The 20,726-nt window shown below is 63.1% G+C and carries 21 protein-coding genes and 1 tRNA gene; 10 read left to right on the top strand and 12 right to left on the bottom strand.

Annotated elements, in window-relative coordinates; all coding sequences use genetic code 11:
• Positions 1-116: 116 nt before the first annotated feature.
• Entirely contained in the window at positions 117-554 is a 438-nt protein-coding gene (locus DUPY_RS12665) for a universal stress protein (protein WP_070248543.1), read from the top strand.
• Here the strand turns inward: DUPY_RS12665 and mltA are convergent, their stop codons facing one another.
• Positions 555-1,718, bottom strand: coding sequence for a murein transglycosylase A (gene mltA, locus DUPY_RS12660; RefSeq protein ID WP_141749527.1), 1,164 nt, complete (start codon positions 1,716-1,718; stop codon positions 555-557).
• A gap of 167 nt (positions 1,719-1,885) precedes the next feature.
• Positions 1,886-2,260, bottom strand: coding sequence for a Co2+/Mg2+ efflux facilitator ApaG/CorD (apaG, locus tag DUPY_RS12655; protein WP_070248540.1), 375 nt, complete (start codon positions 2,258-2,260; stop codon positions 1,886-1,888).
• A gap of 178 nt (positions 2,261-2,438) precedes the next feature.
• Between apaG and rpe the strand changes: the two genes are divergently transcribed.
• The 6 genes from rpe (at position 2,439) to trpC (ending at position 8,100) form a co-directional block, all read left to right on the top strand.
• The gene (gene rpe / locus DUPY_RS12650) at positions 2,439-3,110 is read left to right on the top strand and encodes a ribulose-phosphate 3-epimerase (protein WP_070248538.1); all 672 of its coding nucleotides are present in this window, start codon (positions 2,439-2,441) and stop codon (positions 3,108-3,110) included.
• 1 nt (position 3,111) lies between these two features.
• On the top strand, positions 3,112-3,825 hold the full coding sequence (locus DUPY_RS12645; protein ID WP_208600037.1) for a phosphoglycolate phosphatase: 714 nt from the start codon (positions 3,112-3,114) through the stop codon (positions 3,823-3,825).
• A 211-nt stretch (positions 3,826-4,036) separates the two neighbouring features.
• Entirely contained in the window at positions 4,037-5,539 is a 1,503-nt protein-coding gene (trpE, locus tag DUPY_RS12640) for an anthranilate synthase component I (RefSeq protein WP_070248537.1), read from the top strand.
• Position 5,540: 1 nt separating this feature from the next.
• Positions 5,541-6,104 carry an anthranilate synthase component II gene (locus tag DUPY_RS12635; RefSeq protein ID WP_070248535.1) on the top strand — a complete coding sequence of 188 codons (564 nt, stop codon included), beginning with the start codon at positions 5,541-5,543 and terminating at the stop codon, positions 6,102-6,104.
• Between the two features lie 49 nt (positions 6,105-6,153).
• Positions 6,154-7,197 (top strand): anthranilate phosphoribosyltransferase, encoded by a 1,044-nt coding sequence (gene trpD / locus DUPY_RS12630; protein WP_070248558.1) that lies wholly within the window; start codon positions 6,154-6,156, stop codon positions 7,195-7,197.
• 102 nt (positions 7,198-7,299) lie between these two features.
• Entirely contained in the window at positions 7,300-8,100 is an 801-nt protein-coding gene (gene trpC / locus DUPY_RS12625) for an indole-3-glycerol phosphate synthase TrpC (protein WP_070248533.1), read from the top strand.
• Between the two features lie 16 nt (positions 8,101-8,116).
• Here the strand turns inward: trpC and DUPY_RS12620 are convergent, their stop codons facing one another.
• The 9 genes from DUPY_RS12620 to DUPY_RS12580 form a co-directional block, all read right to left on the bottom strand.
• Positions 8,117-8,434: a DUF3325 domain-containing protein gene (locus tag DUPY_RS12620; RefSeq protein ID WP_070248531.1), complete on the bottom strand. Its 318-nt coding sequence runs from the start codon at positions 8,432-8,434 to the stop codon at positions 8,117-8,119.
• Entirely contained in the window at positions 8,427-10,106 is a 1,680-nt protein-coding gene (locus tag DUPY_RS12615; protein WP_070248529.1) for a PepSY-associated TM helix domain-containing protein, read from the bottom strand. Before DUPY_RS12615 ends, DUPY_RS12620 begins: the two co-directional genes overlap by 8 nt.
• Positions 10,107-10,149: 43 nt before the next feature.
• Complete coding sequence (locus tag DUPY_RS12610) at positions 10,150-10,446, bottom strand: iron uptake protein (protein ID WP_070248527.1); 297 nt, start codon at positions 10,444-10,446, stop codon at positions 10,150-10,152.
• A 278-nt stretch (positions 10,447-10,724) separates the two neighbouring features.
• Positions 10,725-12,542, bottom strand: coding sequence for a M61 family metallopeptidase (locus tag DUPY_RS12605; RefSeq protein WP_070248525.1), 1,818 nt, complete (start codon positions 12,540-12,542; stop codon positions 10,725-10,727).
• 14 nt (positions 12,543-12,556) lie between these two features.
• Positions 12,557-13,126 carry a nucleotidyltransferase family protein gene (locus DUPY_RS12600; protein WP_070248523.1) on the bottom strand — a complete coding sequence of 190 codons (570 nt, stop codon included), beginning with the start codon at positions 13,124-13,126 and terminating at the stop codon, positions 12,557-12,559.
• 6 nt (positions 13,127-13,132) lie between these two features.
• Positions 13,133-15,373: a xanthine dehydrogenase family protein molybdopterin-binding subunit gene (locus DUPY_RS12595; protein WP_070248521.1), complete on the bottom strand. Its 2,241-nt coding sequence runs from the start codon at positions 15,371-15,373 to the stop codon at positions 13,133-13,135.
• 9 nt (positions 15,374-15,382) lie between these two features.
• Positions 15,383-15,841, bottom strand: a complete 459-nt coding sequence (locus tag DUPY_RS12590; RefSeq protein ID WP_070248519.1) for a (2Fe-2S)-binding protein — start codon at positions 15,839-15,841, stop codon at positions 15,383-15,385.
• Positions 15,842-15,887: 46 nt separating this feature from the next.
• Positions 15,888-16,622: a DsbC family protein gene (locus DUPY_RS12585; protein WP_070248517.1), complete on the bottom strand. Its 735-nt coding sequence runs from the start codon at positions 16,620-16,622 to the stop codon at positions 15,888-15,890.
• Positions 16,623-16,647: 25 nt separating this feature from the next.
• Positions 16,648-17,868 carry an FAD-dependent monooxygenase gene (locus DUPY_RS12580; protein WP_070248516.1) on the bottom strand — a complete coding sequence of 407 codons (1,221 nt, stop codon included), beginning with the start codon at positions 17,866-17,868 and terminating at the stop codon, positions 16,648-16,650.
• A 77-nt stretch (positions 17,869-17,945) separates the two neighbouring features.
• On the opposite strand from DUPY_RS12580, the gene DUPY_RS12575 reads away from it, so the two are divergent.
• Positions 17,946-18,021 (top strand) — tRNA-Phe (locus tag DUPY_RS12575).
• Positions 18,022-18,116: 95 nt separating this feature from the next.
• Here the strand turns inward: DUPY_RS12575 and DUPY_RS12570 are convergent.
• Entirely contained in the window at positions 18,117-18,689 is a 573-nt protein-coding gene (locus DUPY_RS12570) for a histidine phosphatase family protein (RefSeq protein ID WP_070248557.1), read from the bottom strand.
• 208 nt (positions 18,690-18,897) lie between these two features.
• Here DUPY_RS12570 and DUPY_RS12565 point away from each other — a divergent pair, with 208 nt between their 5' ends.
• Both DUPY_RS12565 and DUPY_RS12560 read left to right on the top strand, forming a co-directional pair.
• The gene (locus DUPY_RS12565; protein ID WP_084640687.1) at positions 18,898-19,950 is read left to right on the top strand and encodes a stealth family protein; all 1,053 of its coding nucleotides are present in this window, start codon (positions 18,898-18,900) and stop codon (positions 19,948-19,950) included.
• Between the two features lie 32 nt (positions 19,951-19,982).
• Complete coding sequence (locus DUPY_RS12560) at positions 19,983-20,678, top strand: SDR family NAD(P)-dependent oxidoreductase (protein WP_229255346.1); 696 nt, start codon at positions 19,983-19,985, stop codon at positions 20,676-20,678.
• Positions 20,679-20,726: the final 48 nt, after the last annotated feature.

Here is a 20,726-nt window from a genome sequence, read left to right as displayed (position 1 = left end):
TCGATTGTAGCGTCTATCCCGGGCCGGGGCATGATCGTGGTCGTTGTAGTAGCGTGCGACAGGAATCGCGCCAAGATATTAGGCTCACTCCCATCAACCGCCAACTGGAGTGCACCATGTTCAAATCGATTCTTTTCCCTACCGATGGTTCCGAACTGTCGGAAAAAGCCACCGCCACCGCCGTGCAGTTCGCCATGCTGCACCAGGCCCGCATGGTCGGCATCACGGTCGTGCAACCGGTCGCCATGACCCCGATCGGCGATGCCGGCGTGGTCGTGGACGTGGGCGACTTCTCGGTGCAGATGCAGGAAGCCGCACGCGAACACATCGACAAGCTGGCCGCCGCCGCCAATATCGCCGGCGTGCCGTTCGAAGGCATCATCTCCACGTCCACCGTGCCGTTCGAGGAAATCATCGAAGCGTCGAAACGCTTCAACTGCGACCTGATCATCATGGCCACCCACGGCCACACGGGGCTGGACAAATTCCTGCTGGGCAGCCAGACCGACAAGGTGTTGTCAAACACCACCTTGCCGGTCCTCGTGCTCCGCTGATTATTTAGGCAGCAGCACCCACACATTGCCGCGCTGCTTCATGCGGCCGGCATTTTCTGCCGCCTCGGTACCGAAGCCGAAGAAGTAATCGACGCGGATCGCACCACGAATGGCGCCGCCCGTATCCTGCGCCATGACCAGCCGCTGCATCGGAATGTCGGTGTTGGGCTGCGTGGTGCTCAAGAAAATCGGCGCGCCCAGCGGCAGCTGGGTAGGATCGATCGCTACCGAGCGCTGCGGCGTGAGCGGCAAGCCCATTGCGCCTTTCGGGCCGATCTTCGGATCGGGCAAGCGCTCTTCCTTGAAGAACACATAGCTCGGATTGGCGTTGAACAGTTCCTGCATGCGGGTGGGATGGCCGGCAATCCAGGCCTTGATGCCTTGCGCCGACGCCTGGTCCAGCCGCAGTTCGCCCTTTTCCACCAGGTACTTGCCGATCGACTTGTACGGATGGCCGTTCTGGTCGGCGTACGCCACGCGCACGGTTTCCTGGGTATCGGTCAGCTGCACCCGGCCAGAGCCCTGCACTTCCAGGAAGAACGCTTCCACCGGGTCATCGACCCACAGCAATTCCTTGCCCTTGATCTCGCCGGTATCGATCTCGGCGCGGGTAGGATATGGCACCAGCTTCTTGCCCACCAGCTTGCCACGCAGGCGCATCCCCTTCAAGTCGGGATAGACGCTGGCGAGGTCCACGGTGATCATGTCGTCCGGCACCTTGTACAGCGGCGTCTGGTACGGTCCACCCTTCTTGCGGGCGCCGCGCAGCAGCGGCTCGTAATAGCCGGTAACCAGGCCGTCGGTGGCGCCATCGGGCGCGACCACCTGGTTCGGCACCATGAATGCCTCGAAGAAGGTGCGGATGGCCTTGTCGTCGTTGCCGTTAACGGTGCGGGCGATGTTGCACGATTCTTTCCAGTTGGCTTGCTTGGCCAGCGAGGTGCACGAGGCCATGAAGGCGGGCCATGCGGCGCGGACGTCGTCGCGGTCCCAGCCAGGCAAGGCCGAGAAGGTGCTCGGTACCAGTTGCAGCTTGGCTGGCGGCGTGGCCGGGGTGGTTGGCGTGGTGGCGGGCGGCACGACCGGCGGCTTCACGGTCGGCGCCGGCTTGGCGGACTGGTCGGATGGAATGGGAGTCGTGGTACAAGCGGCCAGCGCGAGCATGGCAACACTCGCCGGAACGAGTAGACTACGGCGGGAAAAGTTCATGGAGAATCGCTATGTGGATATTGTTGTTGGAAGTGTGCGTGGCGCTGGGCCTGCTGGTGTTCCTGGTCTGGTGGACGATGTTCCACGGCCGGACCAGGAATAAACGCAAGGACAAACGTTAATCAGTGCAAGGTACGCGGCAGCGACAACACGAATTCGGGAATCTTGGCCTCGAACTGGTGGCCGTCTTCGGCCACGCAGAAGTATTCGCCGACCATCGAACCCTGCGGTGTTTGCAGCGCCGAGCCGCTGGTGTATTCGAACTGTTCGCCCGGTTGCAGCAGCGGCTGGTGGCCGACCACGCCCAGGCCGCGCACTTCCTCGATATGGTTGTTGGCATCGGTAATAACCCAGTGGCGCGAAATGAGCTGCGCCGCCACCGTGCCGGTGTTCTTGATGGTGATGGAATAGGTGAACACGAAACTCGTGCGCTCCGGGTCCGACTGCTCAGGCAGGTACTGGGTTCTGACTGATACAGTGAATTCGTAAGTGGCCATCAAACTTCCCTTAATATTGTCTTTGAATGCAAGTCCTTCATTGCACCGCAAATCGGCAAGGTACGCAAGGACGACTTGGGAGAAATGCGCCCGATCTGCTCTCTAATTAGGCAGACCGGCCACGACCAGCGTAAAATGACGCATCTTTTTTACGCCAGGCCCATGAAGGCCCCCTGCCATGACCCAATACCGCATCGCACCGAGCATCCTGTCCGCCGATTTCGCCCGCCTGGGCGAGGAAGTGCGCAATGTCGTCGCCGCTGGCGCCGACATCATTCACTTTGACGTGATGGACAACCATTATGTTCCCAATCTGACCATCGGCCCGCTGGTGTGCGAAGCGATCCGTCCGCATGTGCAAGTACCGATCGACGTGCACCTGATGGTCAAGCCGGTGGACCGCATCATCCCCGACTTTGCCAAGGCTGGCGCCAACATCATCACCTTCCACCCGGAAGCGTCCGATCACGTCGATCGTTCGCTGCAACTGATCCGCGACCACGGCTGCAAGGCCGGCCTGGTGTTCAACCCGGCCACGCCGCTGAGCTACCTCGAGCACGTGATGGACAAGATCGACATCATCCTGATCATGTCGGTCAACCCGGGCTTTGGCGGCCAGTCGTTCATTCCCCACGCGCTGAAAAAAATCGCCGACGCGCGCCGCCTGATCGATGAATCGGGCCGCGACATCATGCTCGAAGTCGATGGCGGCATCAAGATCGACAACATCGCTGCCGCTGCTGCTGCCGGCGCCGACACTTTTGTCGCCGGCTCGGCCATCTTCGGCAAGCCAGACTACAAGGCCGTGATCGACGCCATGCGCGCCAACCTGGCCAAGGTCGGAGCCTGATATGACCATGGTGACCGTATTGGCCGGCGTACGCGCAGCAATCATCGACCTCGATGGCACCATGCTCGACACCATCCCCGACTTCCACGTGGCCTTGAGCGGCATGCTGGCAGAACTGGAACTGCCACCGGTGGCGCGCGAGCAGATCGCCGTCATGGTGGGCAAGGGATCGGAAAACCTGATCCGCGCCGTGCTGGCACTGCAGTTAAAAGAAGACCCGTATTCGCCGCCGGTTGAAGCGCGCTTCAACGTGGCCATGGAAGCGTACCAGCGCCACTACCTGGCGATTAACGGTCAGCACAGCGCGCTGTACCCGGACGTGCTCGAAGGATTACAAGCGATGCAGGCCGACGGCCTGCGCCTGGCCTGCGTGACCAACAAGCCGATCGCCTTCACCACCCCGCTGTTGAAGCTCAAGGGTCTCGATGGTTTCTTCGAGTTGGTGTACGGCGGCGACTCGCTGGCGCGCAAGAAACCGGACCCGCTGCCGTTGCTGACCGTGTGCGCCGACTTCGGCCTGCAACCGGCGCAGGTGGTGGCGATTGGCGACTCGTCCAACGACGCGCAAGCGGCCCGGGCTGCGGGTTGCCCGGTGTTGACGGTACCGTACGGTTACAACCACGGTGAATCTGTACAGAATATTGATTCCGATGGTATAGTTATCTCGCTGCTGGACGCGGCGCGCCTGATACGTTCGCAAACTACACCAACTTAGCAGAACAAAGACCGAAATGTCTCTCACCAAAAAACTCACCGTCAACCAACCAGGCTCGATTGAGGCCTGGCTTTGGCGACGCTGGCAATCCTGGCAAGACTAACCTCTGAGCCGTATTGCTGCCGTCCGCACCGCTGGTGCACGGCAGGTTTTTTGAACAGCGCCGCCCTCTCCTCACACCAGTGACCGCGCGGCGCCATGGAGAGCACACATGACCGAACTCGAATTCAAATCGTTGGCCAACGAAGGCTACAACCGCATCCCGCTGATCGCCGAAGCCTTTGCCGATCTCGAAACCCCGCTCACGCTGTACCTGAAACTGGCGCAGTCCCAGAACACCGGCAAGAATACCTTCCTGCTCGAGTCGGTGGTGGGCGGCGAGCGTTTCGGCCGCTTCTCGTTCATCGGCCTGCCGGCCAACACCGTTTTGCGCACGTTTGGCAACCGCACCGAGATCGTCAAGAATGGCGCTGTCATCGAAACCCATGACGGCAACCCGCTCGACTTCATCGAAACCTACCAGAAGCGTTTTAAAGTAGCTGTACGTCCCGGCATGCCGCGCTTTTGCGGTGGCCTGGCCGGCTACTTCGGCTACGACACCGTGCGCCACATCGAAAAAACCCTGGCCAGCTCGCCCAACCAGCCAAAAGATGACCTGGGCCTGCCCGACATCCAGCTGATGGTGACCGAGGAACTGGCGGTGATCGACAACCTGTCCGGCAAGCTCTACCTGATCGTGTATGCGGACACCACCCAGCCCGAATCGTTCAGCAAAGCGCGCCAGCGTTTAAAGGACCTGCGCATGATGCTGCGCCGGGGCGTGGAAGCACCGGTCACCAGCGCCTCGGTCCGCACCGAGATCACGCGCGACTTCGCCAAGGAAGATTATCTGAAGGCGGTCGCCCGCGCCCACGAATACGTGATGGCCGGCGATTTGATGCAGGTGCAGATCGGCCAGCGCCTGCGCAAGCCTTACGTCGATTCGCCGCTGTCGCTGTACCGCGCGCTGCGTTCGCTGAACCCGTCGCCGTATATGTACTTCTACAATTTCGGCGACATGCAGATCGTCGGCGCGTCGCCCGAAATTTTGGTGCGCAACGAGACCCTGGCGGACGGCGAAAAAAAGGTCACGCTGCGCCCGATCGCCGGCACCCGCCCGCGCGGCGCCACGCCCGAGCGCGACGCCGAACTGGCCACCGAACTGCTGGCCGATCCGAAAGAAATCGCCGAACACGTGATGCTGATCGACCTGGCGCGCAATGACCTGGGCCGCATCTCCGAGACCGGCACCGTCAAGGTCACCGACCGCCTGGTCATCGAAAAATACTCGCACGTGCAGCACATCGTTTCCAACGTCGAGGGCAAGCTGAAAAGCGGCCTGTCGAACCTGGACGTGCTGCGCGCCACCTTCCCGGCCGGCACGCTCACCGGCGCGCCGAAAGTGCGGGCCATGGAAGTGATCGACGAGCTCGAAATTTCCAAGCGCGGCATCTACGGCGGCGCCTGCGGCTACCTGTCGTTCGGCGGCGAAATGGACGTGGCGATCGCCATTCGCACCGGCGTGATCAAGGACGGCATGTTGTACGTGCAGGCTGCCGCCGGCATCGTCGCCGACTCGATCGCAGAAATGGAATGGCAGGAAACCGAAGCGAAGGCGCGCGCCGTGCTGCGCGCTGCCGAACAAGTACAAGATGGCCTGGATGGGGAGTTCTGACATGCTGCTGATGATCGACAACTACGACTCCTTCACCTACAACATCGTCCAGTACTTCGGCGAACTGGGCGAAGACGTGCGCGTATACCGCAACGACGAAATCACGCTCGAAGAAATCGAAGCGCTGAATCCCGACCGCATCTGCATCTCACCCGGTCCGAAAGACCCGGCGCAGGCCGGCATTTCGATCGCCGTGCTCAAACACTTCGCAGGCAAGAAGCCGATCCTGGGTGTCTGCCTGGGCCACCAGGCCATCGGTGAAGCGTTCGGCGGCAAGGTGATCCGCGCCAAGCAGGTCATGCATGGCAAAACCTCTCTTATCGCGCATACCGGCGTGGGTGTCTTCAAGGACTTGCCCTCGCCGTTTACGGTGATCCGCTATCACTCCCTGGCCATCGAGCGCAGCTCCTTGCCAGCCTGCCTCGAAGTGACGGCATGGACGGATGACGGCGAAATCATGGGCGTGCGGCACAAGGATTACGACATCGAGGGTGTGCAGTTCCACCCCGAGTCGATCCTGTCCGAACACGGCCACGCCTTGCTGAAGAACTTCCTGGTTCGTTAAGCAGTCCGCTGTAGTACATCTGCGTAAAAATTTGAGAGAAGGATTGGTCATGGCGATTACCCATCAAGAAGCACTGCTGCGCTGTATCGAACACCGCGAGATTTTCCACGACGAGATGCTGCACCTGTTCCGCCAGATCATGTCCGGCGAAATGTCGCCCACCATGGTCGCGGCATTGACCATGGGCCTGCGCGTGAAAAAAGAGACCATCGGCGAGATCGCCGCTGCTGCGCAAGTGATGCGCGAATTTTCCACCAAGGTGCCCATGGCCGACACCACCGGCCTGCTCGACATCGTCGGCACCGGCGGCGACGGCGCCCACACCTTCAATATCTCCACCACCGCCATGTTCGTGGCGGCGGCGGCTGGCGCCCGCGTGGCCAAGCACGGCGGTCGCAGCGTGTCGTCGTCGTCGGGCAGCGCGGACGTGATCGAGGCGCTGGGCGCCAACATCAACCTCAAGCCGGAACAGATTGCCCAATCGATCGCGCAAACCGGGATCGGCTTCATGTTCGCACCGAACCACCACGCGGCCATGCGCCACGTGGCGCCGGTACGCAAGGAGCTCGGCGTGCGCTCGATCTTCAATATCCTGGGCCCGCTGACCAACCCGGCCGGCGCACCGAACATCCTGATGGGCGTATTTCACGCGGATTTGGTCGGGATCCAGGTGCGGGTACTGCAACGCCTGGGTGCGCAGCACGCCATCGTGGTCTATGGCCGCGACAATATGGACGAAGTATCGCTGGGCGCCGGCACCATGATCGGTGAACTGGTCAACGGTGAAATTCGCGAATACGAAATCCACCCGGAAGACTTCGGCCTGCCGATGATCGCCAGCCGCAACCTGAAAGTGGGCGACGCCGCCGAATCGAAAGCGAAAATGATGGAAGCGCTGCGCGGTGAACCGGGTCCCGCTTTCGACATCGTGGCGCTCAATGCCGGCACCGCGTTGTATGCTGCCGGGGTGGCCGATTCGATAGAAAACGGCTTGCAACGCGCGCGCGCGGCGATTACCTCCGGCGACGCCTTGAAAAAAGTTGAACAATTTGTGCAGGTTACACAGAACCTTGGTGCCGGTAACAGGGAATGAACGCAGACCAGGCAGCGTTATCAACAACGCTGCCGCGCGCCGATCCGTCATCCTCGCGAACGCGGGGATCCATAAAACGCCCGAATAAGTGAACCGCAAACCATGTCCGACATCCTCAATAAAATCCTGGCTGTCAAAGCCGACGAAGTAGCCGCCGCAAAAAAACACCGCAGCTTTGCCAGCCTGCGCGCTGACGTCGAATCGCACACCGAGCTGCGCGCCCAGCTGCGCGGCTTCGAAGCGGGCCTGCGCGCCAAGATCGACGCCGGCAAACCCGGCGTGATCTCCGAGATCAAGAAAGCGTCACCGTCGAAAGGCGTAATCCGCGCCGACTTCCACCCGGCCGATATCGCCAAAACCTACGAAGCCCATGGCGCGGCGTGCCTGTCGGTGCTGACCGATGAACAGTTTTTCCAGGGTTCGGCCGCGTACCTGGAGCAGGCGCGCGCCGCGTGCGCGCTGCCGGCGCTGCGCAAGGACTTCATGATCGACATCTACCAGATCTACCAGGCACGCGCGATGGGAGCCGATGCGATCCTGTTGATCGTCTCGGCGCTGGACCACGGCTTGATGGCGGAAATGGAAGCGGTTGCCCACGAACTGGGCATGGGCGTGCTGGTGGAAACCCACGACGGCGACGAACTGACTGCCGCGCTGCGCCTGAAAACCCGGCTGCTGGGGATTAATAACCGCAACCTGCGCACGTTCGAAGTCTCGCTGGACAATACTCTGGGGCTGCTGGACCGCATCCCGGAGGACAAGCTGGTGATCACCGAATCGGGCATCATGGTGCCGGCCGACGTGGAACGCATGCGCGCGGCAAACGTGCACGCGTTCCTGGTCGGCGAAGCCTTCATGCGCGCGGAAGATCCGGGCGCAGAGTTGGCGCGCCTGTTTAACTAAGCTTTAGCCCGAAAATTTAAGCCTTAGTCCAGAACACCAGGGGGGCCAGCGCGCTGGCTTTCCAGGTGAGCGTAAACGCCACGATCACCGCCGCCCCCGCCACGCTCATCACCCACACCAGCGACGCCATCGACGCCGAGTCGACCATCAGGCACAGCACCAGGGAAGTGAGCAGCGCCACCGCGCCCAGCAAGCGCAGCGACCTGACCGTGGCCGGTGGACAGGCCGCTTTGCCGCGCACCTGTTCCCAGTGGTTTTCCATCGACAGGGCCAGCCAGCCCATGCCCATCACGGTGACGACCAGCGCCACCAACAACATCAATGCATCAGGCATGACCTGCCTCCATCACCGGGGTGTTGACTGTCATCGTGCTCTCGGCGCGCAGTTGCAGCTTGCGCGCGGCCATGGCGGCCAGCACCGCGCCGGTCAGCATGAACAGGTCAACGCCGGCCACCGGCCAGTAACCGTTGCCGATGGTGCGCAGCAGGTGGTCGCCGGTGGTGATCCAGTTCAGCACCGGCGCAGCCACGCCCAGCACCGCGATGGCCAGGCATTGCTCGCGCCAGGCCGGGGCAATGTGGCCCTCGGCCACCGGCGCGGTGCGCCAGAACGCATGCGCCATCGCCACCACCCAGGTACCCCAGAAGCAGTATTGTTCCATGTCGCCGCGCAGCGGCCAGCCTGACGGCATCACGTCAGGCAGCAGGCGGTTGGCGATCAACATGCCCAGCGCGGCGATCATCATGCCGGTGAGCGTGGTCACGCCCAGCGCATCGACAATGCGGGCGCCACTGCTGCCCTGTTTGGCGTGCTGGCGCTTGCGCTTTTCGACAAAGAACAGGAAACCGGTGGCGATACAGGCGCAGCCGAGCAGCCCGCCCAGCACATACAGCCAACGCAACAGCCAATGGCGGAAGTGCTGCAAGTGCAGGCCGGTGAGGAATTCGTTGATGCGGCCGACAGCGGTGGGCGGTGGATCTTCCCGCATCACGACGCCGGTGGATGCCTTGAAGTGGATGCCCTCGCCGGTCAGCGCAATGCGGTCGGTACCGGCGCGATAGACGCTGACATAACCGTTGGCGTCGCCCACGTGCTGCATGAACAGCAAGCCGACATCGCCAGCCATGCCTTTTTCGGCCCAGCGGCGCTGCGCTTCCTTGACCATGGCGTCGACCGAGGCCATCTTGGCCGGGATGCCGGCCGGGTCGTGCGGCAGGCCGGTTTCCAGCGCCTCGTGTTTTTCGTGCTGGTCGTGCAAGGCTTCGAGCTGGGTGTGGCCGATCGGGAAGTAGATGCCGGCAAAAATCACCAGGCCGGTAAAGGCGAAGAAGAAGTGAAACGGCAGCGCGACCACGCCGGTCAGGTTGTGCAGATCGAGCATGCTGCGCTGGGTGGTCTTTTTAGGCCGAAAGGTAAACAACTCGCGGAAAATCTTGCGGTGCATGACCACGCCGGTGACCAGGGCCACCAGCATCATCAGCGCGGCAAAGCCGACGATCCAGTAGCCGACACCTTTCCAGTTCAACGTGAGGCTGTAATGCAGCGGGTAGAAAAACCCGCTGCCGACCTTGAGGCGGTCGTCGGGCAAGGCGGCGCCGGTGCGCGGATCGACCGTGCGCTGGGCGTAAATCAGGGTTTCCGGATCTTTGGCGTTCGGCACCTCGTAGCCGGCGTACAAGGTCAGCACCGGATCGCGATGGGTGGTGTAAGCGGACCAGCTGCGAACCTTGTCGAAATGTTCAGGCAGCGGCCCGTTGACCAGCGGCTCGGTGAACGCGCGCGCTTCGGGCAGCGGCTGCATGTCCTGGAAAATCGGGCGCATCAACTTGTCGAACGACGGCATCGGTTGCGGCTCGAAGCGCGAAGCGGGAATCGCCCAGCGGTCGATCTCGCGGTCGAACACCGACAGCGAGCCGAAGAAAAATACCACCACCAGGACAAAGCCCAGGGCCAGTCCGAACCAGGTGTGTACCCAGGCCATCGACTGTCTGAAATTCTGCAGCATTGGAAAAACTCCGTAAGTGTCGGTTGCTCAGTTGCTCGGCTATTTAGACGACCAGGCTCTGGATGCCGGTGGCCGCTGCCGCCAGGATCACGGCGCCAGCGACCAGCACCAGCCACACGCGGTTGATGTTGCGGGCAGCAAAAGCGGCCAGGAAGATGATCAAAAACACCAGGAAGCCGATGATGGCGGACAGGTGTTCGGCATCATGAAATTCCATGTCGGCGGCCACCATGGCGGCCATGCCGAACGCGACCAGCCCCCAGGTAAAGGCATAGCCGCCGAGGACGGCAGCCAGCGTTCGCGAGACGATGTCGCGGCGGGAAATCGAAGCAGTGGCCATGATGAGCGCAATTTAGCGAATGAGAATTATTCGCATGATAGCAGCATTGTACGCGGCTTGGTGAGCAGGTTTCTGCCAAAAGTGGCGGCGGATGGGGCCGATAACGGAGCTTTGTGCCGGATGATGGCGTAAATATGCCGAAATTTGGCATGAGAAGAGCGTAACCCGGCCATCAGGATTTGCGATACGCAGACGTGACCACGTAGGGTCGGACCCCATACGGGGTCCGACCCTGGTTGGCGTTGCGGGTCTGGTTGGCTTTGCGGGTAAAAAAAAGCCTAGCGCGCAGCGCTCGGACGCAGCGGCCCGGCCGATTTTTTCGCCACCGGATCGAGCGACAAGGTAATGCCCGGCACCCGGTCACCCTGCAAGACGGCGCTGAAAGTCATCAACTCGTCGCGCCGGAACGCATGGATTTCCACCGTGCTGCCCACCGCGTAGCGCGACAGCAAACTGTCCAGGTTGGTGGCAGTCACGCGCAAGCCATCGACCGCCACCAGCACGTCGCCGGCCGACAAACCGGCCAGGTGCGCCGCGCCGTTTTCGTGCACGGCAGATAACTTGCAGTCACTGCCGTCGCGGCCCAGGTTGGCGTCCAGGCTGGGCTGGGACGACTTGCGGTCGTCCACATACTTGACCCCGAACGGCGCCAGCAGCTTGGCCAGCGGCACGTCCTCGGTGCCGCGGATGTACTTGTCGAAGAACGGTTTGAAGCGCCCGCCGCTGATCTCGTCAAACAGCGCTTCCACCTCGGCCGGGGTCACGCCCCTGCCAGCGCCCTGGTAGAAGTCGCGGCCATACCGCTCCCACAAGGCGCGCATCACGTCGTCGAGCGACTTCTTGCCGCCGGTCTTGGCGCGGATGCTGAGGTCGAGCGCCAGCGCGATCAGCGAGCCCTTGGTGTAGTAGCTGATGATGGCGTTCGGTGCGTTTTCGTCCTGGCGGTAGTACTTGCCCCAGGCGTCGAAGCTCGATTCGGCCACGCTTTGCTTGGTACGGCCGCTGCCGCGCAACACGCTGCCGATGGTCTTGCCCAGCAATTTGAAGTACGTCGGCTCCGCAATCAGGCCGGAACGGACCAGCATCAAGTCGTCGTAGTAACTGGTAAAGCCCTCGAACAGCCACAGCAGCGGTGAGTAATTTTCCACTTGCAGGTTGTACGGCGCAAACGCGGCCGGCTTGATGCGCTTGACGTTCCAGGTGTGGAAATACTCGTGGCTGCACAGGCCCAGGTATTGCAGGTAGCCGTCGCCGATATCTTTCGTGGTGGCCGCAGTCGTCGGCAAATCGCCACGATTGCAAATCAGCGCGGTCGAGGCCCGGTGTTCCAGCCCGCCGTAGCCGTCGCCCACCGCCATGGTCATGAACACGTAGCGGTCCATCGGCGCCTTCTTGGCCTTCGGCTCGAAGAAGGTGATTTGCGTCTCGCAAATGCGTTTCAGATCCGTGCACAGGCGCGCGAGGTCGAGGTTCGGCACACGGCCGGTGACCACCACGTCGTGCGCAATGCCGTGCGCCTTGAAGGTGGCCAGCGCAAAGTCGCCCTGCTCCACCGGATGGTCGATCAATTCGTCGTAATTCGAGGCGATGTAGGTGCCGTAGCCATAGCGTTTGGCTTTGAGTTCCGGCAGTGCGGTGGCCACGCGCCAGGTTTTGCCAGCTTCGTCAGCGGGACGCTGGATGTCCACCACGTGCGGCGTTTCTTCCTGGCCCAGTACGCGCAGGAACACGCTGGTGCCGTTAAAGAAGGCGTGGTTCTGGTCCAGGTGGGCGGCGCGCACCGACAGGTCCCAGGCATAGACTTCGTAATGCAGCGTAAGCGCGGCCGCGTGGTTTTTCAGCGGCGCTGCCTGCCACGAGTGTTTATCGAGCTTGGTCAATTCGACCGGCTGGCCGTCCGACTCGGCGCGGATGCGCACGATATTGCGCGAGAATTCGCGGATCATGTAGCTGCCCGGTATCCAGGCCGGCAGTGCAAACACCTGCCCCACTTCGGACGGCGCCGCCACGGTCACGGTTACGTGGAACAAATGGGCCGCCAGGTCATGGCCCACGATGGTGTAGACGATGGCCGGGGTTTTAGTCGTTTTCTTCATCTGAGTCCTGGTAATTACTCTGTCAAATCGGCAGGCGTATCGATATCGCGCACCACGCCCTCGTCGTCCACCACCACCTCGCGCACGGGATGGCTGTTGACGATGGCGCGTGCGCCCTGGTCGCCGTCCAGCGCCAGCAACAAGGGTAAATGATAACCGCTGAACGCGACCGGGTTGCCACGTCTGCCTTTATAGACAGGCGCGGCGATGTTGGCGCCTTTGTTGATCGCTGCGGCCAGCGACCGCATGGTGGCCGGCTGCACCCACGGCATGTCGCCCAGGGCTATCAGCCAGCCCTCGGCGCCGCGCGTGTACTCGATGGCGGTAGCCAGCGATTCGCCCATGCCCAGGTCGGCGTTTTCCGACACGCGCACTTCGCAGCCCAAACGGCCCAGCAGCGCGGCCACGCGGTCGTCGCCGGGCCGCACCACGGCCAGCACGCGCGGCAGTGAGGCCAGCATGTTGCGCGCGCTCCTAGCCACGACCGGCTCGCCATCGACCAGTTGCAGCAGCTTGTTTTGCACACCGGACGGGTCGAACCGCTTGCCCCGTCCGGCCGCCAGCAAGATACCGGTCAGCGCCATGGCGCCTTAGGCGGAAGCCAGATCGAACGGCAGCTTGCGCAGGCGCTTGCCGGTGATCTTGAACACCGCGTTGGCAAACGCCGGCGCCAGCGGCGGCAGGCCAGGTTCGCCCATGCCGGTGGGCGGATCGTTCGACGGCACGATGTGGACGTCGATGGCTGGCATGTCGGTCATGCGCGCCACCGAGTAGTCGCTGAAGTTCTGCTGCTCGACCACGCCGTCCTTGAGCGTAATGGCCGCGCCGGGAATCGTCATGCCCAGGCCCATCAACGCTGCGCCCTGCACTTGCGCTTCGATGGTGAGCGGGTTGACGGCGGTATTGCAATGCACGCCAGCCGTGACCTTGTGCAGCTTGGGCACGCCGTCCTTGACCGACGCCACCACCACGTACGCCACCACGGTGTTGAACGATTCGTGCACGGCCACGCCCCACGCCTGCCCTTTCGGCAGCGCTTTTTTACCGTAGCCCGACTTGGCCACGGCCAGGTCCAGCGCGGCGACGTGGCGTTTGCCTTTCTCGCCCATGATCTTCTTGCGGTAAGCCACCGGATCCATCCTGGCCGAGTGCGCGGCTTCGTCGATCAGCGTTTCCATCACGTAGGCAGTGTGGGTGGAACCCACCGAGCGCCACCACAGCACCGGCACATTGGCCTTGGCGATATGGGCGCTCAGGTTGAGCGGCACGTCGTACGGTTCGCCCATGCCTTCGACCATGGTGGAGTCGACGCCTTCCTTGATCATCATCGGCTCGAACATGGTGCCGGCGGCAATCGACTGGCCCACGATCACGTGGTCCCAGGCGACAATATTGCCTTGGGCATCGAGGCCGATGTCGGCGCGGTGCACGTGCGACGGGCGATAGTAGCCTCCCTTGATGTCGTCCTCGCGGCTCCACACCACCTTGACCGGATCGGTCTTGCCGGCCGCGCGCCATACCTTGGCAACGTTGACCGCTTCGACCAGGTAGTCGGACGACGGCACGCCACGGCGACCGAAGCCACCGCCGGCCATCATGGTGTTCAGCACCACCTGTTCAGGCTTCAAACCGGCGGTGGCGGCAATCGCACCCTGGTCCACGGTCTGAAACTGGGTGCCGGCCCACACGGTGCAGCCGTCCGCGCGCAGGTCCACCACGCAATTGAGCGGCTCCATCGGCGCGTGCGCCAGGTACGGGAATTCGTAGACGGCGTTGATTTTCTTCGGCGCGCCGGCGAGCTTGGAGGTATCGGCCTTGCGCGCAGAGGCGCCCGGCTTTTGCGCCAGCGCCTTGAAGTCTTTCAGCTGCTGTGCGCTGCTGACCTTTTCTACCGCACTGGTGTCCCAGTCGATGACCAGTGCGTCGCGGCCCATCTTGGCCGGCCAGTAGCCGTCGGCCACCACCACCACGCCGCTGCCGCCACGGTCGGTTTTCACTTCCAGCACTTCCAATACGCCCTTGATCGCACGGGCTTTGCTGGCATCGAGCTTGCCGACCCTGGCGCCGAACACCGGCGGACGGGCGACTAATGCCACCTTGCTGTCGGGCGCCTTGAAGTCCATGCCAAACTGCTGCTTGCCGGTGGATTTGAGCTTGGCGTCCAGCCGCTTGACAGGCTTACCGATGATCTTGAAGTCTTTCGGATCCTTGAGCGTGACGGTGGCGGGCACCGGCTGCTTCATGGCCGCATCGGCCATGGCGCCGAAGGTGGCGCTCTGGCCGGCAGGGCCGGTCAGCACGCCGTGGGCCGCTTTCACCTGGGCGGGCGTCACTTTCCACTGTTCGGCAGCGGCAGCAACGAGCATCGCGCGCGCCTTGGCGCCGATTTCACGGTACTGCGTGTACGAGTGGGCGATACTGCCCGAGCCGCCGGTGATCTGGATGCCGAAGGCCGGGTCTTTATATTGGTCGCCGGCCGGCGCCAGCGCGCCATGCACCTTCGACCAGTCGGCGTCCAGCTCCTCGGCGATCAGCATCGGCATCGAGGTCTGCACGCCCTGGCCGAATTCCAGGCGATTGACCTGCACCGTCACCGTGTTGTCGGGCGCGATGTGCAGGAACGCGTTCGGCTCGTACACCTTGGCCGGCGGCTGCTGGGCGTTGGCGAAACGGCCGGCGCCGGGCATGAAGAAGCCCAGCACCAGCCCACCGCCGGCAGCGGCGCCGGTTTTCATGAAGCCGCGGCGCGATACGCCCGCCGGCGTGGCGGTAGCTGCCTGCGATACCAGCGCAGCGTCCACGTTATCCTTGTTGATCCATTCAATGCGCATACGTCCCCCTTAAGCGATGGTGCTGGCGGCGTCTTTGATGGCGGCGCGGATGCGTTGATAGGTCCCGCAGCGGCAGATATTGCCGCTCATGGCGCTGTCGATATCGGCGTCGCTCGGCTTTTTGTTGGTGCGCAGCAGCGCGGTGGCGCTCATGATTTGCCCGCTCTGGCAGTAGCCGCATTGCGGCACGTCGAGCTTGACCCACGCATCCTGCACCGCCTTGCCGATCTTGTCGGACTCCATCGCCTCGATGGTGGTGATCTTCTGGCCCACGGCAGCCGAAATCGGCATCACGCACGAGCGCACCGGCTCGCCGGCCAGGTGCACGGTGCAGGCGCCGCACAGGGCCGCGCCGCAACCGAACTTGGTGCCGGTCATATTCAGTTTGTCACGCAGCGCCCACAGGATGGGCGTCGACGGATCGGCATCGACTTGTACGTCCTTGCCGTTGATGTTCAAAGTGATCATGTAAATCTCCTGGAGGACGACCTGCTGGTTTTGGACTGGCGGACTGCTATTTTAATTTTGCGAACTTTGCTTCGAGCGTCTTGGTATCTACCGCGCCTGGCAGACGCGAACCATCGGTGAAGATGATGGTCGGGGTGCCGGTCACGCCGATCTTGCGGCCCAGCGCGACGATTTCCTGGTTGGGCGTCTTGCACGATGCCGGCGCGGCCGGGGGCTGCTTGCCGGTCAACATCCAGTCGTCCCAGGCCTTGTTGCGGTCGGGCGCGCACCATACGCCGGCCGACTTGGTAAACGAGTCTTCGCGCAGGATGTTGTACAGGAAGGTGTACACGGTGACGTTGTCGATCTCGGTGAGCGTAGTCTTGCGGAACTGCTTGCAGTAGCCGCAGTTCGGATCTTCGAACACCGCGATCACGCGCGAGCCGTCGCCCTTGACGGTCTTGAGCGCCTTGTCGAGCGGCAGATCGGAGAACTTCACGCGGGTCATTTCATCGATGCGCTCGCGCGTGAGATCGACGCCGGTGGTGAGGTTGAAGACATGGCCGTTGAATACATAGGTGCCGGTTTTGTCCGTGTACAGGATGTCGCTGCCCATGCGGATTTCATACAGGCCGCCGTACGGCGTGGCCTTGATCGAATCGACCTTGACGCCTTCGCCCAGGCGCGGCTCGACGATCTTGCGCAGCTCTTCTTCCGACGGCGCTTTTTGCGCATCCTGCGCATTGCCGCACGACGCCATCAATACCGACAGCAGGACCAACGCCAACTTACTCTTTCTCATAACTTCTCCGATAAACATGACAGACTCACTTGCCCATGGCGTGCGAGATCAAACGGCGCTTGAGCACCGGTATTTTGTCGAGCAGATTCAAGCCCAGGTTGCGCACCGCGCGCAGCGGCTCGGCGTCGGCACCAAACAGGCGCGCCAGGCCGTCGGTGGTGACCTGCATCAGCAGCACGTCTTCCTTGCGCGCGCGCTCGTAGCGCGCCAGCACCCGCGCGTCACCCACGCCGCGTTGCGGTTCGCGGGCGGCCAGCGTTTCGATCAATTGCGCTACGTCGCCAAAGCCCAGGTTCATGCCGTGGCCGGCCATTGGGTGGACCACGTGGGCGGCGTCGCCCACCAGCGCCACGCGCGGCGACGTCATGGCGTGCGGGCGGATCAGGCGCAACGGAAAATCGCGCACCAGTTCCGGCTGCAATGGCGTCAGTGCGCCGAGTGTGTCGGCCGCATATACGGCCAGGCGGTCGGCGATCTGCTGCGCCGCTTCGGCGCGCAGGGTATCGGCCAGCGCATCGGGCGCCGACCAGACGAGCGACACCTGGTTGCCCGCCAGCGGCAGCAGCGCGACGATACCCTGCTCGCCCGTGAACCACTGGTGCGCGGCGCCGTGGTGCGGCTTTTCGCAGGCAAAATTGGTCACCACGCCGCGCTGACCATAGGGGCGGTAATCGAGGCCGATATCGCACTGGCCACGCACCCACGACTCGGCGCCGTCGGCGCCCACCACCAGCTGCGCTTCGATGCTGCTGCCATCGGCCAGCTTGACGGTGGCAAGGTCGTCGCCGCGCTGCAGCGCCGCCGCACGGCCACCGACGATGGTGACGTTCTGGGCAAAGCGCAGCGCCGCGTCGAGCGCCTGGTTCAGGTTGCGCTCTTCCAGTATCCAGGCCAGCGTATCGGTATGGGCGCCGTAGGCGTCGAACGCCAGGCCGCCCGGCTTGGGACCGTCGCCGTGAATGATCATCGCATCGACGGGCGTGACGCGCGCGGCATCGAGCGCGCCCCACACCTTGAGCGACGACAGCAGCCGGTGCGCCGTGTGATTGAGGGCATACACGCGCGCATCCCAGCCTTCGGCTGGAGTAGTTACCGGCGCCGCCGGCGGCCCCAGCAGAATCACCTTGAGGCCGGCGTTCGCCAGCCCCAATGCCGTGGTCTTGGCAATCGCACCATTGCCGACGATACAAATCTCGGCGCTTAAGGTAGAAGCGGCGGAGGTGGACGGGGACGTGGATTTATTCATCCGACCATTATAGCGTTTGTGTGGAATAGAAATTGACGCTTGCGCTTTTTCCGGAGCCTGCTATAATTCTGGTCCTTGGCCTGGTAGCTCAGTTGGTAGAGCAGAGGATTGAAAATCCTTGTGTCGGTGGTTCGATTCCGCCCCGGGCCACCAAGAACAGTCTTAAACGAAACGCCGATCCCTGCAGATCGGCGTTTTTGTTTCCGGAACAGAAAGCCTCGCGCCCGGTCGATTTCCTTATCTGACATTCAGCTTTCCAGCTGCGCCGGAGAGACCGTCGCTTCGATGACCAGGCCCCCATCGGGCCTGCGCCCGGCGATGACGAACTCGCCCTGTTCCACGTATTGACCAACAAGCGCGCGGATGTTCACGTCGTGGGTCACCAGCACCAGGTTGGCGGCATCCTTGTACCGCGCCAGATAACTGCGCAGCTGCGCGAGTTTTCGCGCGCGCGCCGCTTCGTCATCCTGGAACATCGAATCGATCATCGGACTGGCTTCGACCCGTCCGAACGCCAGCCGGGCAGTGTCCAGGCAGCGGCACCAGCGGCTCGACAGCACGGGTCCGACCGGCACCGCGTTCTTGCGCAATGCCGCGCCGATCCTGACCGCATCGGCGCGGCCGACCTGCGACAGGTTGCGCTGGGTGGCGCACGCAGCTAGCCTGAATCCGGGCGGATCGCCAATGCCAGGCACCGTGGCGGCATGGCGCATCAGGATAACGTAGCCGCCGCGCTGGAGCAGCGGCCACGGCGATTGGGCGGCCTTGGCAACAGGCGCTGCGCATGCCGCCAGTGCGGCGAGAAAATGGCGTCGGTACATGGATGGGCCCATTGGCGGAAACGGTCGGACGGTCCGATTGTACCGCCATCGGCAGCGGTCGGCCGCTTACGCCCGGCCCGTTACGGCAACGATAGCGGGACAAAGCCCGGCTCCAGCAGCCACCTGTCCCGCAAAAATATATTCTTAAAGCACAGGGAATTGTCGAAAGTAACTACAATCGGGGGTTACCGATCGAGAAAGAATCCCCATGTTGACCCCAAGCGTGCCGTCTGCTCCGTTGGCGCCTTGCACTGCCGCGCATCACGCCAGGCTGCCCTGCCTGAGCCACGCAGGCACCCCGACGCCAGACGCCGACCGCATCGACGTCGTCTACCTGTGGGTGGACGGGGCCGATCCGCGCTGGCAGGCGAACCGGCGCGCAGCGCAGGCACGCAGCGGCGATACGGCCGGCGCGGCGCGCTTTGCCGATGTGTCGGGCCGCTACCGCGACAATGGCGAACTGCGGTACAACCTGCGCGCGTTGCAGCGCTTTTTCCCGGAACACGGGCACGTGTACATCGTCACCGATGGCCAGTGCCCGGCCTGGCTGCGGGCAGGACCGGGCGTCAGCATCGTCGATCATCGCACCCTGATGCCGGCCGCAGCACTGCCGGTGTTCGACTCCGGCCATATCGAAAGCTATCTGCACCACCTGCCCGGCCTGTCCGAACGCTTTATCTACTTCAATGACGACGTTTTTCTTGGCGCGCCTTTCGATGCGGCATGGTGGTTTTCCGAGGCTGGCCTGGCGGTCTTCAAGGAAGCGGCACTGCTGCCCGATTACCCGGCGCCACAGCCGCATGAAAGCGCGCTGGTGAATGCGTCGCTGCTGTCGCGCAGCTGGCTGTCCGCGCGCGACCCGCACTACCGCCACGTTCCCCGCATCTTCGCCCACTCGCCGCGGCCGATGCTGGTGAGCGCGATGCACCAGCTCGAGCACGAAGCGCCGGAACTGTTCCATGCCGTGCGCAGCACCGTCTTCCGTTCGTGGGCGGTGCCGCCGCTGATTCCCGACCTGGTGCCGCGCTGGATGGTGCACCTCGGCCGCGCGATCGTGCGCGAATGCGCGTCGGCCTACCTGTCGAGCGGGGCGGCCGACGCCACCGAACAATTCGGCGAACTGCGCGCCAGCTTCGGCAAGCTCGACTTTTTTTGCATCAACGACACCAGCGACAACGCCGCACCCGACACACCGCAACTGCTGCTCATTGGCGATACACTGAAGCAGCTGCTGCCCTGCCCTTCGCGATTTGAACACTGAACCAATTCAACATGCACCAGGAGCCCGCCATGATGGACAGTCTTCCCGACCAGTTTCACGCGCTGGTGATCGGCGCCTCCGGCACCATCGGCGCCGCCTTTGTCGCGTTGCTGCGCGCCTCACCGCGCTGCGCATCGGTGCACGGACTGCATCGCCACTCGTCGCCTGGCCTCGACTTTGCCGATGAAAACAGCGTGGCCGAGGCCGCGCGCCAGCTCGCGGCTGGCCCGCGCTTGCACCTGATCATCAACGCTGCCGGCTTGCTGCACACGCCAGCGTTCATGCCGGAAAAGCGCCTCGCCGACCTCAACACCGTGCAAATGCAGGCCACGTTCGAGGCCAACGTGTTCGGGCCGGCGCTGCTGTTGCGCCACTTCGCGCCATTGCTGGACAGCCAGCGCGCCGTCGTGGCCATGCTGTCTGCCAAGGTGGGCAGCATCGGCGACAACCGGCTCGGCGGCTGGTACAGCTATCGCGCCTCGAAGGCCGCGCTCAATATGATGGTCAAGACCGCTGCCATCGAAATCGCGCGCAGCCAGAAGAACAGCGTCCTGGTGGCGTTGCATCCGGGCACCGTCAACTCGCAGCTGTCGCGGCCCTTTCGCGGTGACGCCATCGGCCGCCCGGCGCACGACGCCGCCAGCGACATGCTGCGCGTGCTCGATGCGCTCACGCCGGCCGACAGCGGTTCGTTCCGGTCCTACACCGGGGATGAACTGCCGTGGTAGTGTCCGGTGCGCCGTCGAGTGCATGTCACAACGTGCGTCACAACGCGC

Source organism: Duganella phyllosphaerae (genome assembly GCF_001758785.1).
Classification (GTDB): Bacteria; Pseudomonadota; Gammaproteobacteria; order Burkholderiales; family Burkholderiaceae_D; genus Rugamonas; species Rugamonas phyllosphaerae.
The sequence above is the reverse complement of the archived record's forward strand: the minus strand, read 5'-3'. Positions and strand labels throughout refer to the sequence as shown.